Origin of the sequence: uncultured Pontibacter sp., from assembly GCF_947502515.1 — a bacterium.
Taxonomy (GTDB): domain Bacteria; phylum Bacteroidota; class Bacteroidia; order Cytophagales; family Hymenobacteraceae; genus Pontibacter.
On sequence record NZ_CANNAI010000004.1, the window covers coordinates 460,796 to 474,979 of the forward strand.

The 14,184-nt window shown below is 46.6% G+C and carries 25 protein-coding genes; 7 read left to right on the plus strand and 18 right to left on the minus strand.

All coding sequences use genetic code 11. From position 1 onward, the window contains the following. The 5 genes from Q1A54_RS13255 (at position 1) to Q1A54_RS13275 (ending at position 3,810) form a co-directional block, all read left to right on the plus strand. Positions 1 to 438, plus strand: a complete 438-nt coding sequence (locus tag Q1A54_RS13255; RefSeq protein WP_196121056.1) for a hypothetical protein — start codon at positions 1 to 3, stop codon at positions 436 to 438. 27 nt (positions 439 to 465) lie between these two features. Further along, positions 466 to 1,362, plus strand: a complete 897-nt coding sequence (locus Q1A54_RS13260) for a cyanophycinase (protein WP_299988938.1) — start codon at positions 466 to 468, stop codon at positions 1,360 to 1,362. Positions 1,363 to 1,410: 48 nt separating this feature from the next. Then, a complete protein-coding gene (locus tag Q1A54_RS13265; protein ID WP_299988940.1) occupies positions 1,411 to 1,791 on the plus strand; it encodes a hypothetical protein in 381 nt (126 codons plus the stop codon). A 150-nt stretch (positions 1,792 to 1,941) separates the two neighbouring features. Next, the gene (locus tag Q1A54_RS13270; RefSeq protein ID WP_299988942.1) at positions 1,942 to 3,180 is read left to right on the plus strand and encodes a hypothetical protein; all 1,239 of its coding nucleotides are present in this window, start codon (positions 1,942 to 1,944) and stop codon (positions 3,178 to 3,180) included. Positions 3,181 to 3,678: 498 nt separating this feature from the next. Further along, positions 3,679 to 3,810, plus strand: a complete 132-nt coding sequence (locus tag Q1A54_RS13275) for a hypothetical protein (RefSeq protein ID WP_299988944.1) — start codon at positions 3,679 to 3,681, stop codon at positions 3,808 to 3,810. Position 3,811: 1 nt separating this feature from the next. On the opposite strand, the gene Q1A54_RS13280 is transcribed toward Q1A54_RS13275, so the two are convergent. The 4 genes from Q1A54_RS13280 to Q1A54_RS13295 form a co-directional block, all read right to left on the minus strand. Further along, positions 3,812 to 4,372, minus strand: coding sequence for a tetratricopeptide repeat protein (locus tag Q1A54_RS13280; RefSeq protein ID WP_196121060.1), 561 nt, complete (start codon positions 4,370 to 4,372; stop codon positions 3,812 to 3,814). Between the two features lie 66 nt (positions 4,373 to 4,438). Then, positions 4,439 to 4,822, minus strand: a complete 384-nt coding sequence (locus tag Q1A54_RS13285) for a DUF3037 domain-containing protein (protein ID WP_196121061.1) — start codon at positions 4,820 to 4,822, stop codon at positions 4,439 to 4,441. Next, entirely contained in the window at positions 4,800 to 5,600 is an 801-nt protein-coding gene (locus Q1A54_RS13290; protein WP_299988948.1) for a HipA family kinase, read from the minus strand. Before Q1A54_RS13290 ends, Q1A54_RS13285 begins: the two co-directional genes overlap by 23 nt. A 68-nt stretch (positions 5,601 to 5,668) precedes the next feature. After that, entirely contained in the window at positions 5,669 to 6,466 is a 798-nt protein-coding gene (locus Q1A54_RS13295; RefSeq protein ID WP_299988950.1) for a pseudouridylate synthase, read from the minus strand. A gap of 125 nt (positions 6,467 to 6,591) precedes the next feature. Between Q1A54_RS13295 and Q1A54_RS13300 the strand changes: the two genes are divergently transcribed. Further along, entirely contained in the window at positions 6,592 to 7,776 is a 1,185-nt protein-coding gene (locus tag Q1A54_RS13300) for a Gfo/Idh/MocA family oxidoreductase (protein ID WP_299988953.1), read from the plus strand. A gap of 134 nt (positions 7,777 to 7,910) precedes the next feature. Here Q1A54_RS13300 and Q1A54_RS13305 read toward each other — a convergent pair whose 3' ends face one another. The 3 genes from Q1A54_RS13305 to Q1A54_RS13315 form a co-directional block, all read right to left on the minus strand. Continuing rightward, positions 7,911 to 8,243 (minus strand): hypothetical protein, encoded by a 333-nt coding sequence (locus Q1A54_RS13305; RefSeq protein WP_299988956.1) that lies wholly within the window; start codon positions 8,241 to 8,243, stop codon positions 7,911 to 7,913. A gap of 89 nt (positions 8,244 to 8,332) precedes the next feature. Continuing rightward, positions 8,333 to 8,689: a helix-turn-helix domain-containing protein gene (locus tag Q1A54_RS13310; RefSeq protein WP_196121065.1), complete on the minus strand. Its 357-nt coding sequence runs from the start codon at positions 8,687 to 8,689 to the stop codon at positions 8,333 to 8,335. Positions 8,690 to 8,700: 11 nt separating this feature from the next. Further along, on the minus strand, positions 8,701 to 8,994 hold the full coding sequence (locus tag Q1A54_RS13315; RefSeq protein WP_299988961.1) for a type II toxin-antitoxin system HigB family toxin: 294 nt from the start codon (positions 8,992 to 8,994) through the stop codon (positions 8,701 to 8,703). Positions 8,995 to 9,321: 327 nt separating this feature from the next. Between Q1A54_RS13315 and Q1A54_RS13320 the strand changes: the two genes are divergently transcribed. Beyond that, positions 9,322 to 9,537 (plus strand): hypothetical protein, encoded by a 216-nt coding sequence (locus Q1A54_RS13320; RefSeq protein ID WP_299988964.1) that lies wholly within the window; start codon positions 9,322 to 9,324, stop codon positions 9,535 to 9,537. A 141-nt stretch (positions 9,538 to 9,678) separates the two neighbouring features. Here the strand turns inward: Q1A54_RS13320 and Q1A54_RS20370 are convergent, their stop codons facing one another. From Q1A54_RS20370 to Q1A54_RS13370, 11 genes are all read right to left on the minus strand, one after another. Next, positions 9,679 to 9,759, minus strand: coding sequence for a hypothetical protein (locus tag Q1A54_RS20370; RefSeq protein WP_366915815.1), 81 nt, complete (start codon positions 9,757 to 9,759; stop codon positions 9,679 to 9,681). Continuing rightward, on the minus strand, positions 9,729 to 10,010 hold the full coding sequence (locus Q1A54_RS13325) for a HepT-like ribonuclease domain-containing protein (RefSeq protein WP_299988968.1): 282 nt from the start codon (positions 10,008 to 10,010) through the stop codon (positions 9,729 to 9,731). The genes Q1A54_RS20370 and Q1A54_RS13325 overlap by 31 nt, the downstream gene beginning before the upstream one ends. Beyond that, positions 10,000 to 10,302, minus strand: coding sequence for a nucleotidyltransferase domain-containing protein (locus Q1A54_RS13330; RefSeq protein WP_196121068.1), 303 nt, complete (start codon positions 10,300 to 10,302; stop codon positions 10,000 to 10,002). The genes Q1A54_RS13325 and Q1A54_RS13330 overlap by 11 nt, the downstream gene beginning before the upstream one ends. Positions 10,303 to 10,442: 140 nt before the next feature. Further along, a complete protein-coding gene (locus Q1A54_RS13335; RefSeq protein ID WP_299988971.1) occupies positions 10,443 to 11,042 on the minus strand; it encodes a hypothetical protein in 600 nt (199 codons plus the stop codon). 82 nt (positions 11,043 to 11,124) lie between these two features. Then, positions 11,125 to 11,670: an alpha/beta hydrolase gene (locus Q1A54_RS13340; protein WP_299988975.1), complete on the minus strand. Its 546-nt coding sequence runs from the start codon at positions 11,668 to 11,670 to the stop codon at positions 11,125 to 11,127. 98 nt (positions 11,671 to 11,768) lie between these two features. Then, the gene (locus Q1A54_RS13345; protein WP_299988978.1) at positions 11,769 to 11,939 is read right to left on the minus strand and encodes a hypothetical protein; all 171 of its coding nucleotides are present in this window, start codon (positions 11,937 to 11,939) and stop codon (positions 11,769 to 11,771) included. After that, positions 11,932 to 12,507, minus strand: a complete 576-nt coding sequence (locus Q1A54_RS13350) for a zeta toxin family protein (RefSeq protein ID WP_196121072.1) — start codon at positions 12,505 to 12,507, stop codon at positions 11,932 to 11,934. Before Q1A54_RS13350 ends, Q1A54_RS13345 begins: the two co-directional genes overlap by 8 nt. A gap of 133 nt (positions 12,508 to 12,640) precedes the next feature. Further along, on the minus strand, positions 12,641 to 12,964 hold the full coding sequence (locus tag Q1A54_RS13355; protein ID WP_196121073.1) for a type II toxin-antitoxin system PemK/MazF family toxin: 324 nt from the start codon (positions 12,962 to 12,964) through the stop codon (positions 12,641 to 12,643). Next, positions 12,955 to 13,155 carry an AbrB/MazE/SpoVT family DNA-binding domain-containing protein gene (locus Q1A54_RS13360; protein ID WP_366915814.1) on the minus strand — a complete coding sequence of 67 codons (201 nt, stop codon included), beginning with the start codon at positions 13,153 to 13,155 and terminating at the stop codon, positions 12,955 to 12,957. The genes Q1A54_RS13355 and Q1A54_RS13360 overlap by 10 nt, the downstream gene beginning before the upstream one ends. A 216-nt stretch (positions 13,156 to 13,371) precedes the next feature. Further along, positions 13,372 to 13,677, minus strand: a complete 306-nt coding sequence (locus tag Q1A54_RS13365; protein WP_299988988.1) for a helix-turn-helix transcriptional regulator — start codon at positions 13,675 to 13,677, stop codon at positions 13,372 to 13,374. Next, complete coding sequence (locus tag Q1A54_RS13370; RefSeq protein WP_196121076.1) at positions 13,661 to 14,008, minus strand: type II toxin-antitoxin system RelE/ParE family toxin; 348 nt, start codon at positions 14,006 to 14,008, stop codon at positions 13,661 to 13,663. The genes Q1A54_RS13365 and Q1A54_RS13370 overlap by 17 nt, the downstream gene beginning before the upstream one ends. Positions 14,009 to 14,184: the final 176 nt, after the last annotated feature.

Genomic DNA, 14,184 nt, shown 5'->3' on the forward strand with positions numbered 1-14,184 from the left:
ATGACGGGAAAACAAGAACAAGAAAATAAGCAAAGCCAGGTTGGAAGGGCTGGTGAGGACGATGACAAAAACGCACTGGAATGGACTGTGTTCGGAGTAAGCCTGCTGCTTGTACTGAGCATACTGGCCTACCTGAGTTACCAAACCTACATCGACACACCCTCCACCCCCGACCTGGTGGTGCGGTATTATCCCGACCCGACAGACAATGCTCCGCAGCGCTACCGGGTGGAGGTATATAATGAAGGCGGCGAAACGGCTGAGGAAGTGCAGATCGAACTTACCTTGGAGAAAGGAGGCGAAGTGCTGGAAAGTGCGCAACTCAACATCGCCTTCGCCCCTAAGAACTCGAAGCGGGAGGGTTGGGTGAATTTCAAAGAAGACCCGATGCAGGCCGATACGCTGGCGGCACGGGTAATGAGCTACAAACGACCTTAATCTTTACAATCAGTTAAATAGAGAACAATGGCAAAGAAAAAAGTTTCTGAACGTCATAAGAGTCACAAGGAAGCTCCGGTCCCGAAAGGCCGTCTCTTGGCTATTGGCGGCCGGGAGGACAAGGGAGAGAAGGAACTTTCAGAGGAGCAGTCAAAGAACGTTGACTTTGAGAGCGACGAGATACTGAAGTATTTTGTGGAGAGCCTAAAAGGAGCAGATCCCATGATCGCAGTGGTGCCGACAGCTTCCACCGTGCCTGATAAGATCGCACAGGATTACATCAAGGAATTTAACAAGCTAGGAGTAAAAAGAGTGGAGGTGCTCGATGTAAGGACCCGGAAAGATGCCTTCAAGGAGGAGTATCAGGACATGGTGGAGCGTGCGGCCGGTATCATGTTTACAGGTGGTGACCAGTTGCGCCTGACCTCCATCCTAGGTGGGACACCGGTGCTCCAGTTGATGAAAGAGCGCTATACCTACGATGAAAAGTTTATCGTTGCGGGTACCAGCGCTGGTGCAGCGGCTATGTCTACGCCCATGATCTATGAAGGAGAAACACAAGGGGGCTACATCAAAGGAGACGTACGTATCACTACCGGCCTGGAATTTTTGAAGAATGTGGCCATCGATACACACTTTATACAGCGGGGGCGCATTATTCGTGTTTCCCAGTGCATTGTCACCAATCCGGGCTGTATTGGTATTGGCCTGGAGGAGGATACTGCCATTTGTGTCAGCAATGGCATCGAGATAAGAGTACTTGGCTCGGGTCTGGTCACGGTAGTGGATGGCCTAGGCATCACAGAAACCAACATTTACGAAATAAATACTGGAGAGCCATTCTCGGTGCGCGATCTGAAGGTGCACCTGCTTTCAGCCGGTGACACCTATATTCTGCCAACCTACGACCAGTTGCACATCTGACGTATTTACCTTAACTGATCTTCAATGTAAACTTAAACAATTGAAGCCATGAGAAGCGTGAGCCTGATCGCCAAACTGCAGGGTATCTACTGGACGCTAACAGGTGTGTGGCCGCTCCTGCACATGCCCAGTTTCCTGTGGGTGACAGGTCCTAAAACAGACCTGTGGCTGGTGCGCACGGTTGGTATTCTGATTGCGGTAGTAGGACTGGTGCTGTTGGTGGCAGGGTTCCGACAGCGGGTGACCTCCGAGGTCAAGTGGCTGGGTATTGGCGGTGCGGCAGGGCTTGGGTTCGTGAGCGCCTACTACCCGCTCCGCAACGTGATCTGGGATATCTACCTGCTCGACGCAACGGCAGAGCTGATCATCATCCTGCTCTGGCTCTGGGCAGGGCAGCGGGAAATGGCAAAAATTAACGCACGGGGTTGATTATAAACCCGGGTGCAGGAGATCATCATATCGAATTTTATAAACGCTATACCTATGAGCAACGATGCCGCACGTCCGATCAGGAGACGACATTACCGTTTGATAGAAGAACTCTCAAGCGAGTCACAATAGGACCTGCCGGAGTCGGGTATGCAGCGGCGGGCCATTGCCATTACCATGCTGCAACAGTATAGTCAGATGCCCCAGCAGCCTAGTCTGGTGCCAAGCGCCGACGGATCCTTGGAAGCGATGGTCTTCACGGTGCCGTCCTATGTGCTCCGGCACGAAGATAACCCGCTCTGGAAGGTATACCAGGACCTCTTCCGAAAACTGCCGGACTATACGGAATTTCACCTGCTGGTGCCCGAAGGTGGCGATACCAAAGAGCAACTGACGGATTGGTTCTCTGCCCATGACATGCTCAAGCGAGTCCGCTTTCATGAAGTGCCGGACCACATCAAGCTGCTGGTATGGGCCGAGGATGACTACGAAGTGGTGGAGGATAAGCACGATGGCAGTTATTACATCGTGCAGCCCCACTCGCACCGCCGGGCCGCCGACGACTATACCGGTTATATCCTGAGCAAATCGCTTGGACTGAACAGGGTGAAGACGCCGCTTTATTTTGAAGGAGGCAACCTGCTGATCGGTGACGATTTTTTCCTGATGGGTGCCGACTACATCGTGGATTCCATGCTTGACCTGCGAGGAGTGCTGCTACCAGAGGAAAGTAACCTGGCAACAGAGCAACTGGCACAGCTCTTCAGCCGCTACCTCGATCACAAGCGCAGATTTGTGACAGTAGGCAGTCTACTATACGTGCCGCAGGAAGAGGAGCAGGAGTTTAAGCTGAATGGCGAGAAGTGGACGGAAACACTACATACCCAAAACGTGGAAGGCACAGTACAGCCGGTCTTTCACATCGATATGTTTGTGACGCTGGCCGGGCGCAACAAAGAAGGCAGGTACCAAGTGCTGGTCGGTGACACCCGCATGGCCTGTGAAGTGCTGGGCGAGGAGCTGTCAGCCTACGCTATACCTGATGTGTTTGATGATGTAGCCGCCCTGCTCGAGCGGCAGGACTTCGAGGTGATCCGAAACCCACTGCCGCTGACGTATGTGGACACCCCAGAGGAAAAGAAACGAAGCTGGTACTACGCCACCGCCAACAATGCCCTGGTAGAAATCAAAGGTGAAAATGAAAAGACAGTCTGGCTACCCACTTATGGACACGGCAGTTGGGAGTACCTTCGCAAAACCGATGAAGCGAACAAGCAGGTATGGGAGAAGCTCGGTTTTAAAGTAATCCAGCTAGCCGATTTCAACCCTTTCGCCGAAAAGTCCGGATCGCTGCATTGTATTAAGAAGTATTTAAGGAGGGGGAAATAGGATTCTCAGGATATATAGTGTTGGAGTGCACGATTGTCGTCCGGCTGCGCCTTTAAGTGCTAGCAAATTCTACCCTTGAGGACAAGTGAGACGTGAGTCGGAACTTGCAATCGAAGCTCTCAAAGGGGTGTTGAGGCTGCATCGCAAATAAGTCTGCTAAAGGCAATTTAGCACCGAATTCACACCCCTATAATCCCCTCAAGGGGATAGTTTTCGACAGAACTTAATAGCCCTATCTTTGAAGGGGACTTGAGTAACTGCCAATTCTCAGGTATAAGCATTGTAGTTTATGTTACACACCACTGTCAAGTATAACAAGACTAACTCGCACGCTGCCTATGAAACAAGCAGCGGTGCCGCGTGCGCTTTGCGGCGCTCCACTGTTCGAGCGTTCAGCGAGTTTGGAGCGCCTTGATTTTTTTGCTTACTTTTTTCATCAAGGAAAAAAGTAAGGCTCGCCCGGCCAGGGCAAACAGTGCCCGCCGCACAGGCGAAGCTATGGAACAAGTCACGTTGCTATACCTGAAACAGCCGCAACTATACCTGGGCCAGAGGCCCCACCATACCCGACACGAGCGAGGACGCTCGCGCCATAACCTCACCGCCGGTAAGGCGAAACTATTAACCTAAATTACTCCTTAAAGTAAACTGAATACGTCTGCAGAGTATCCCGCGTCAGTTCCTGCGCCTTCAGCCTATCCGCTTCCGCTTCTTCTTTTAAACCCAGCTTGTACCTGGCAGCGCCCCGGCCATACAAGGCATCATAAAGAAAGTCTTTGTCGTCAGCGGCAGGTATAACGGCGTTGTAATCCTCCAAAGCCTGTTCATACTTGCCCAGTTCCAGACGCATTTCAGCACGGTGGTACTGAAATGCCAGATCATCCGGGTATTCTTCCAGAGCTTCGTTCAGGGCTCTTTCGGCTTGGGCAAAATTCTTGTCGTAGCGATAGCTCCAGTAGAGCAGGTCGTAGGTTTTGCGGTCACCATCGCCCTGCTCAATTAATGAATTCAGGTAGTAGCTGGCCTCTTTAAAGGCGTTTTTGTTACCCAAAATACCTTCCTCCAGCTTCGCTTCAGCAGTCTTTTGTATCTTTTTGGTATCAGTAAAGAAATAGGGGTCCGACAGGATGATGACTACAAAAATGATAGCGCCTAGCGTTAAAACAATGGTGACAATGCGGGAGATGTTCATACCTCGGATTTTGGTCTATGCGAATATAACAAATTGCGGGATAGTTTGCGTTGCAAAATGATGGTGCTACAAAACCAGATCCCGGTGCAGTTTCTCCAAAGTCTCCAAGGGGTTAATGCATCTCCCCGGATGCACGGCTGAAGTCTGCACGATCGTACTGCGGTTGGCCGTGAGCCAGCGGAAGCGGGAGGCCGTGCCCAACTGACCAATCGGTCCGCCCTCGCGACGACCGGCGCATACCTTCTCAAAAGCCTGCAGACGTGCCCGTAGCTCTTCCATGTCCAGATCACCAAAGGCGGCTCTCAGGCGCTCCTCATTCAAGGTATAGCGAATCTGCAGGAAACCCTGCGAGCTGCAGAGCAGGATGACACCCACATTCAGAAACTCCTCACGCTCCACCCGTGGCACCACCCGTATGACGGCGTACTCAAATAAGTGTCTCTCTTGCATGCTGGGCGGCTTTCACAAAAATGTCAGAATGGGCTAGTCGTATTTCGAAGAAGCGGGCATAGGCCTGGCGGTGTTCCTCGGCCGTTTCAAACGGCGACTCTACACCGGTCAGCCACTCATCCGGAATAAGCGCCAGGATCTCGTCGATGCGGGCAGGCGTCAGGATCTCTTTGCCAACTTTATCAGTGGCTTCCAAGGCAGTTGCCTGTGGCAAGAGCGCATGATCTTTGATCATGGCGAAGGGACGCTTCGCCTGCTCTTCCCAGTTGTCCCAGGAGTGATGAAAAAATAGGGAAGCACCATGGTCAATCAGCCAGAGCTCTTTCTTCCACATGAGCATGTTGGTGTTACGGGCCGTGCGGTCTACGTTGGTCACGAGAGCATCGAGCCAGACTATGCGCGAGGCCAGTTCCGTGTCGATGGTGGTCACTACCGGGTCGAAGGTGATGGCGCCTTGCAGGTAGTGTGAGCCCAGGTTGAGGCCCTCGCTGGCACGCAGCAGGTCCTGTATCTCCTCGTCAGGCTCGGTGCGGCCAAAGGCTTCGTCGAGGTGCATGAAGACGATCTCGGGTATCTGGAAGCCGAGCGCCCGGGCAATCTCGCCCACGATCAGCTCGGCAATAAGCACTTTTATACCTTGTCCGGCACCCCGGAACTTGAGCACGTACAGGAACTCGTCGTCAGCCTCCACAATGGCAGGCAGCGAGCCGCCCTCCCGCAAAGGTGTGACGTAGCGGACCACGTTGACGGTCCGGATCTCTGGTGATCTGTGATTCATAGCTGCAACTTACGAAAAATGTGCCGAGTGGGCTTGGCCTATGCGGTAAAAACTGACCGCATGCTTTGTTATTCTGGTTCTTCGTCCAGGGCTATACCTTGTAGCATGTGTTCCAGAATGGGTTCGCACTTCTCGCGGCAGGCGGGGTAGAAGTGGCCGTGTTTCCAGTAGGCTGATTTAGGCGACAAGCCCCACCAGAACTCTGCCATCGCCAATGGTTTCATATCGTTCTGAAAAGCATACTGCAGCAGTTTGGGCGCAGCGCACTCTCCGGCGCCGGCGGGTGGGTTGCCGTTGGCTCTCTGCCTGAAAATGTCGCGCAGACTTTTCGCCTCACCGGCTTGGTTGAGGAAATGGTACTGGTCAAAGAGCATCGCTTGCAGCGCGACAGAGTTCTCTTTGCGCAGCTTCTGCAGCGCATCAACCCGGGTTTTGCTCTCGATGGTGGCTTGTTCCTGAAGCATGCTTATCTCCTGGTTGATGCGGGTGAGTTCGCGCATACCGCTATTCAGAAAGCTACCTTCTGTGAGTGAATCGAATATGGGAGGCACGAAGGCAGGATGATGAAAACCGCCAGCCAGTTTCCCTGAAAAAGCTGCTAGATAGCCCATTTCACCCTGTGCCGTCCTGACAACCAGCACGCCAAACATTTTTCCGATAATTGCCCCTTCCTGTCCCGGTTCTAATCCAAAGTTGTGCTCCCAATCCTGCTGCTGTTTAAGGTGCTGCTGCAACCTCTCAGCTGCCAGTAAGGCAAGGGCATGTGGTGTGTGCCGGAAGGGATTGCTAAACTTTTCGGGCAGGGCGCAGGCTGCTGCAACTTCGCCTAAAGGTATAAGCAGGGGCTCGGTAAGGAATGTTGACAAAAGAACTTTGATAATATGAAAGTGACAAAGGTAAGCATATCCCAGGTATCAGCAACACAGCTCTCTCAATCCGAAACATATACGGGTGCAGCGCGTTTTTTTAGTATTCTCCATAATCCAGACACATGAAAACAGACCACTACAACTTACAAACCGATCGACGCAAATTTCTCAGGGGTTTTACATTCACCTTAGGGGGCACGCTGTTGGGTATGCCGCTTCTCTCACATAGTATGGGGCAGCATGGTGGCGGTCTGGCATATGAAGAAGGCTCTTTACAGACAGGTGCACAGCAGCAAAAGAAAATGGGAATTGCCCTGGTCGGACTTGGGCAGTATAGCACCAACGAGCTGGCGCCTGCCCTGCAGGAAACGCAGCATTGCTACCTGGCAGGCATCGTGACAGGCACACCATCCAAGGCAGAGGCCTGGAAAAAGAAATACAACATACCTGACAAAAACATCTACTCTTACGAAACCTTCGACCAGATAGCAAACAACAAAGACATCGACATTGTGTATGTGGTGCTGCCCAACGCCATGCATGCCGAGTATACCATCCGGGCGGCAAAAGCCAAAAAACATGTGATCTGTGAGAAACCCATGGCCACCACTGTGGAAGATGCGCAGCGCATGCTCGATGCCTGCCGTGAGAACGGAGTGCAGCTGGCTATTGGCTACCGCCTTCACTTCGAGCCTTTTCACCAGCGGGTGATGGAACTGGGGCAGAAACAGGTATACGGCAAGGTAAAGCAGATCGAGGCCCGAAACAGCTCCGACATGACCGACGGCAGCCTGGATGTATGGCGACTGAACAAAAAACTCGCTGGCGGCGGCTCATTAATGGACCTGGGTATCTACTGCGTGCAAGGAGCCATCTATACCATGGGCAAGCCACCGGTAGCGGTTACCGCCAGGTATGGGGAGGTGACAAAGCCCAACTACTTTCACAGTGTAGAGCAGTCCATCAGCTGGCAGATGGAATTTGAAGACGGTGTAAAAGCAGAGTGTAACACCAGTTATGCCGATGATGAAAATGTGCTGAGTGCCAAAGCCGAGAAAGGATGGTGGCGGCTAAGCCCTGCCTATGCCTACGAAGGCAAGAAAGGGGAGACCCATGAAGGCAAAATGGACCTGCCCAACATTTATGAGCAGGTGCGGCAAATGGACGGACAGGCACAAAGCTTTATGAAAAACCAACCCTCGATCGTACCCGGCGAAATGGGCCTGCGCGACATGCGTGTGCTCATGGCGATTTATGAATCAGCCGATGCGGGAGGCAAGCGGGTAGAGATCAGGTATGACGGGTAGGAAATGTGACTAGCTTGTAACAGAGTTTAGAAGAAGGCTATTATTTCCTGGTGATTCTAACTCTAAATTGTCCATCGGTGACTTGTGTAACCAAACATAAAAGCTGCAATTTGTTGTACAATGTATTTCTTTGATTATTGATAGAAATTAAGCCTTTTCATTATTTGTGCGTCTGACCACGCAACTTTAACCATTATGACTCTTCCTGTTGTACAGTGGCATGCATAACAAACCTGTTGCTTGGCCTGATCAAATTCAAACTCGATTTTCTCAACTCTAACGTTCTGATTCTCTAAATATCTTTTTATTTCAGCTTTTCTCTCCTCCTCAGTATCATCGCTATTCTGTTTCCAAGGATCTGCACATCCAGTTTCATCCCAATAGAAAATGGCTGATTCATTATCCTTTTTACAAGAGGAAAGTGTAGCCACTAGAGTCAAAATAATAATGATAAACTGAAGTTTCATTCTATAATGTTTGCCAACTGTTAGTATATGTACAGCTTGCAGCGTAGCAAGGGATTTGTATATACGGTGTTAGAAAGGCTGTTTTTCTTTTAGTATTCCTGAATGAGCACGTGTGTCGGGATGTTCAAGGTCTTATGCAAACTCCTTATCATCTCTAATGTGAGCTTTCTTTTTCTGTTCAATACTTCGCTCACCCTGCTCTTGAAACCCAGCACCTCGGTTAAGTCTTTCTGTTTCATTCCAAGTTGCTCCATTCTGAACTTTACTGCTTCAATCGGGTCCGGTGCTTCAATTGGGAAATACTCCTTTTCGTAGGAGTCAATCAGGAATGAAAGCACCTCCAGTTCATCGCCCTCCTGTGTGTCTGGCTCCGCATCAAATATGTCTTCTAGCCTCTGCAGGGCCAATTGGTAATCTTCCTCTGTTTTTATCAGCTTAATATTCATTTCTTCTTTCTTTAAATTTTAGTAGCGTCAACCTTGTCATATTCAGCATGCGTCCCAATGAACCGTATCCAAACAACACCATACTTGTAGTTGATTCTGACGATTAACCTGTAGTTATTCCCTTTAATGTTGAAGACCACTCTGTTGCCCTCCAATATGCTTGCTGAGGGGTAGTCTTTCTTTATATCGTTTGGAGACTTCCAGTCAGCCTGCTCCGCCTCGTTGTACCAGGCTTTTAGCTGCTGCTTAGTATCGGCATGCTTTTTCCAAAAATCCAGCAGTGTCCGTTTTGCTATTACTCTCACTTCTTAAAATATAAACTCAAATATAATAAAAAAAGTTACCAAAACGGTAACTTTGAGACTGGGTTTTTATTTCTAATATTTTCTAACGGACTTGGCCATAAGGCGGCGTAGTTGGCTTATGGGCGTGACCAATGAGGCTTTGAACTTCTGGTGCCGCCGCCATTTCTCCCATTCGAACCTCTACCTTACCTCTCTTTTTAAACTAAGATAATTGCAGTGAGCCTCCCATACAACTTTCTGCATATAATTTTTTTAGAACGTTTGGGCAAGTAAGTAAAACTTCATATTTCAAATGTCGTTTCTTACGAGAAACATAAAAATACTACTATGAATAACTTATTCAGAGGATTGATTGCTGGCTTTGGTGCTAAAAAACTAGGCGGAGGATGCTTCAGTACGATTCTAATTTTTGTAATTATTTGGGTGGTGCTTGGTCAATGTAGCAATACATTTAGTTCGAACGAAAGCGAAGAAAACGCGACTAGTCAAACAGAGATAAAAGAATCAGGATTTGTCACTTTATGTGCCCCCGTCATTTGGTAAACGTTTGTGTACTGTTATTCTATTTTATTGCTTCCCCGATCATGGGTGTCAGTACGGGACATGATACAATTTTTTATAAAGCCCAACGGTTTTGCTAAGGCATGCCTTGGTGTGGTTTAGGTTGTGTTGGGCTAGGCAATTCTATTTTAGTAGAGCTTCTATTTCAAGTTCAAGATTTGGTAGTTCCCGTATTACGATAGCCCATATAATGTCTTCAGACACGGTGTCATAGTCGTGAATATTCTATTTCTGGTGTCCACAATTCTTCGGGCATGCGTTATCTGTATGGCAGGCTCAACTTTGAGTATCCTGTTGATTGCTTCACCAATAATTTCCAGGTTACGCTCGACTGCCCTAATTGTCTTTAAGTCTTTTTGGAAGAGTAGGAAATTCTTCTCGGCGGGTAAAAATTGATTTATCTCTGAAATTGCCTTTTTGATGTCTGCCAGCCAAATGCGGATTTCATTTTCCATAAACAAGTATCTTGGTCTGGTCAATCTCCTGCCTGAGAAATGGATTCCTGATTGCTTTCTGCTCTAGAAGGTCAATTTCCCTTTGGAGTATTTGCTCTAATTGAAATTTTAATGCAAAGTAGTGGTCTGAGTATTCTAGGGGATCTTCAGAAGCAATGTCCACAACTAGATCAATGTCGCTGTCTGGCTTAAATCTATCAGTTGTGACAGAGCCGAACGCAAATAAAGAACGAACACTATGTTGATCGCATAGATTCTTAATTTGCTGAATATGATCTCTGATTGCTTTCATGGTGTCCCAAATTACGCTTATTTTATTATACTGTTTTTATTGATTTTTGTCTTGCCCAACGTATTCGTGTATGGGCAGTAGCGGAATAGAAGCAAAGACTTTTGATTTACTACTGCACCCGCTATTGTCCATACACCTTTTTATCGGTTCGGGCTTGTATTCAAACTACTTTTCAATTTCATTGTCAGCTTTATAATCACCGGTCTGATAAATCTATAGGTAAGAATTCCAATAGCTGACAGTATAAGTATAAAAACGGTTGGCAATATTCCCCCAAAGGTATAGGTCATGCTAAGAATGAAGCCTAAGATGAACTCAGCATAGTATATGGGAATAATTAAGCTGAGTACTAATATGATGTAAGGTACACTATCTAGAAAGAGGCTGTACCCATTCGTGAATGAAGCTGCTATTAAAAGCCCTAAGCCCAAACCTGTTATAAGAAGTCTTATAGCCTGTCTTTGTAGATTATTTGTTTGCTGTCCCTGTGGAGATTGTTTGCCAATTCTCTTTTCTGTCTTACCTATAAGAAACCATGTAAGAGTAGGAAGCATTAATCCGTTCCACCAGTTGGAGATTGCAGGCAGGTTTTGTTGTTGTAGAATATGATGACTGGCGACCCCACCCTGAAAATGCTCCCAAACAAGTAAGGAGAGAACAAAAACAGTTACGATACCTGTAAGAAGGACTTTGATATTTGACCTGATTTGTCTTCGAGCAATTTCTTGATTTATCATCATTTTCTATCTGCTTTTTTATTGGCTTCTTAACCGCCAACGGATTGTGCAGGCAAATAGGGGAGGCGATAGCCGAGAGTTAAGCCTATACTGGGTTAGCAGTCTGTTCTTCTATTCTATTAATTAGTTTAAGACCAAAATCCCACTTCCCAAATCCAGATTTACTTTCTATATGCCCTGCATTTTTTAATTCTACAAACTCACTTCCCCAGTTTTTGGCAAACAGCCTTGCTCTTTCAATCTCAACAACATGGTCATTCGAGCTTGCTACCACTATTGTAGGAAAGGGTAACTTATTTTCAGGCATGGGATTGAAGCCTGTAATATACTTTGGATAGCCTGGTTTGTCCACGTCACTTGGTGCTACAAATAAGGCACCTTTCACTTTGTGACCGTACTTCTCAAACCATTTAATTATAGTAACACACCCTACGCTGTGACCTATTAAAACAAGCTCGTCATAGTTAAATTCTTTAAGCTCTTCTTCAATTCTGGAAGTCCATTCGCTACAGTTAGGGTTTTCCCAGTCTGACTGCACAATCCTGAAAAACTCTTCTGGGTTTTCATTCTCCCAGATAGTTTGCCAATGATTTTCGTCAGAGTTTCGTAAGCCAGGTATAATTATGTTCATAATGTTCTTATCCTTTGAATATCCGCTAACGTGCTGGTGCAGCCTAAGCCCGTTGCGAAGCGAGGGTTAAAGCTGCACTGGGTTGTGGGATGGGCTTTTTACTCAGCCGATAAATCTTTAGCCTTGACTATCACCACTTCTCCATTCCTTGAGAAGACAAGTTCCCCGTCTTCTTTTTGTTTTCTGCGGATAAGCTTCTCAACTGCAAGATCTAATCCCTTTAGAATCTTGTTGCGTAAATCAGCCGTATCTATCTTATTCTTATTCATGGCTTAACTCCTTTAGCTTTTCCCAAACTGATTGATTCTGTATTTTTAACTCCTGCTCTTCCTGTCCTTCTGCCACTATGTTATAGGGTGTTTGAGAATTATCAATGATTATCCAATAGTCACAAATAGGGATGAACAACTCAAAGAGGTTTTTAACTCCCTTTTTATATCTTCTACGGATTACATCTTCGGGTATATTGTGGCCGCCTTCGGCTACTCGGTTTTTCACACGTTGTATGGCTAGCTCAGGAGATGCTAACCAGAAATAAACGAGGGTAACATTATACCCACTTTCCCTGGCTTTCTTGATTGTCTGCGCGTAGCTTCTTGTAGCGAGTGTAGTCTCAATGGCAAAGTCTTCTTTCTTTCTTAGTAGCTCGTCAATTCGTTGAAGCATTATTCTGCCCGCTTCTACGGCCACCTTCTCTGGCTGAAAAGGAGAGAGTCCGCGTGCAATCTCGTCTGCATTTACAAATTCACGGCAGCCTAGCATTTCAGGAAGAACTGTAAATGAAGCTGTTGTTTTTCCAGCACCGTTACAACCCGATATGATGTATAAATTTGGCATTCGTTTTTCCTTTACCAAATATACATTACTTTGTCATATTTGTTGGTAATTCATCTTTAACGATGTTGTGCAGCCGAAGCCAGCAGCTTAGCACCGGGTTACGGCTGCACCGGGTTACCTATCGTCATTTTTATTAGTCCACAAAGGTTTCTTTTATTACACTTTTACAGGAAGCTATTTCTGCAGAGTTTAGGTTTCCTAACACTTTAACAATGCGGACTTTATCAATGGTCCTTATCTGGTCAATCACTACCCAGCCCACTTGATTATTGTGCTTTACTTTCACACGAGTAGGATAGCTACGGCTTTTGGTGGTCATTGGTGCGATAACCACTGTTCTTAGGTTATGATTAATCTCATCGGGGGATATCACTACACAAGGCCTTGTTTTCTGTATTTCACTTCCTACAGTAGGATCCAGATTTACCAAGACTATCTCATACTGACTTATTTCCATTCGTCAAAGCTTTCATCACCGAACACATCATCCAGTAAAAGTTGGTCATCACCGTGCTCGTGCATTTTCCTAAAGGCCTTGTCCCAGCCTTTCCTTGGATGCTCAACTGGCTTTAAAATAATCTGCCCCTTTTCCAGTATTAGCTCAACTTTATCCTTGATGTTATACCTATCCAGAATGGACTTAGTCAAGCGTAGTCCCTTTGAATTTCCTATTTGTATGATTGATACTTCCATAGCACTTTTTATTTAATGTAATTACAAAGTTATTACATTAACGCTTATTCACAAGCCAAAGTTCTATAGATTACTATGATAGCTAACGGATTGTACAGGCTGCGAACGAGGCGTAGCCAAGTGTGGAGCCTGTGCCGGGTTATATGCGGTTTTGCTTCTTTCTCCCAAGGATTATAATTTGATTGAAAGTTCTAGGTGTCCACCTAAGCCTAGCTCAATGATTTTTTTTAAGGTTGATAAACGCACCTCCTTGATATTATTTTCAATTTTGGAGATGTAGGATTTAGAGGTTCCAACTTTTGCAGCTAACTCTTCCTGCGTTAAGCCTTTTTCTAATCTGGCTTCATGAATCAAAGCGCCAATTTTGAAGTTTTCATATCCTTCTTCCAATTCATCACGCTTTTGGGTTCCTACTTTACCGTAGTGTTTTTCCTTAAACTGGTCAAGTGTCATGATGTTATTATTTCTCGCTTTCATATTCTGCTTTGATTTTTAATGCTCTTTCAATTTCCTTTTTCGGCGTCTTCTGTGTTTTCTTTTGAAAGCCATTTGCCAGAACGACTAGTTTGCCTTCATCGAAAAAACAGAAAATCCGAAAGATATCACTTCCTTGTTGTACCCGAATCTCAAAAAGCCCGTCAGTATTTTCTAAATGCTTGAGATAGGTTTCAGGAATCCTTTCAAGTTCTTCAATTAAGTCAAGGGTCCAGATAATTTTATCTCTCACCTTGTCCCTTTGCTTGAGAAAGAATTCTTGAAAGTACTCTTTATAGAAAATTATTCTCCGATGTTTTCCTTTATCATTCACGAAGTAAAGATACAGAAAGTTGCCCTAAAGTGAAACTTTATTAAAATACAAATTCATAACTTGAAATCGCATATAACGGACTGGGCCATAAGGCGGCGTAGCTGGCTTATGGGTGTGGTGTGCGCCCAGTATGGGCACCTGATACTAAAGGTATCATATTATTCCAGAGGGTGCAA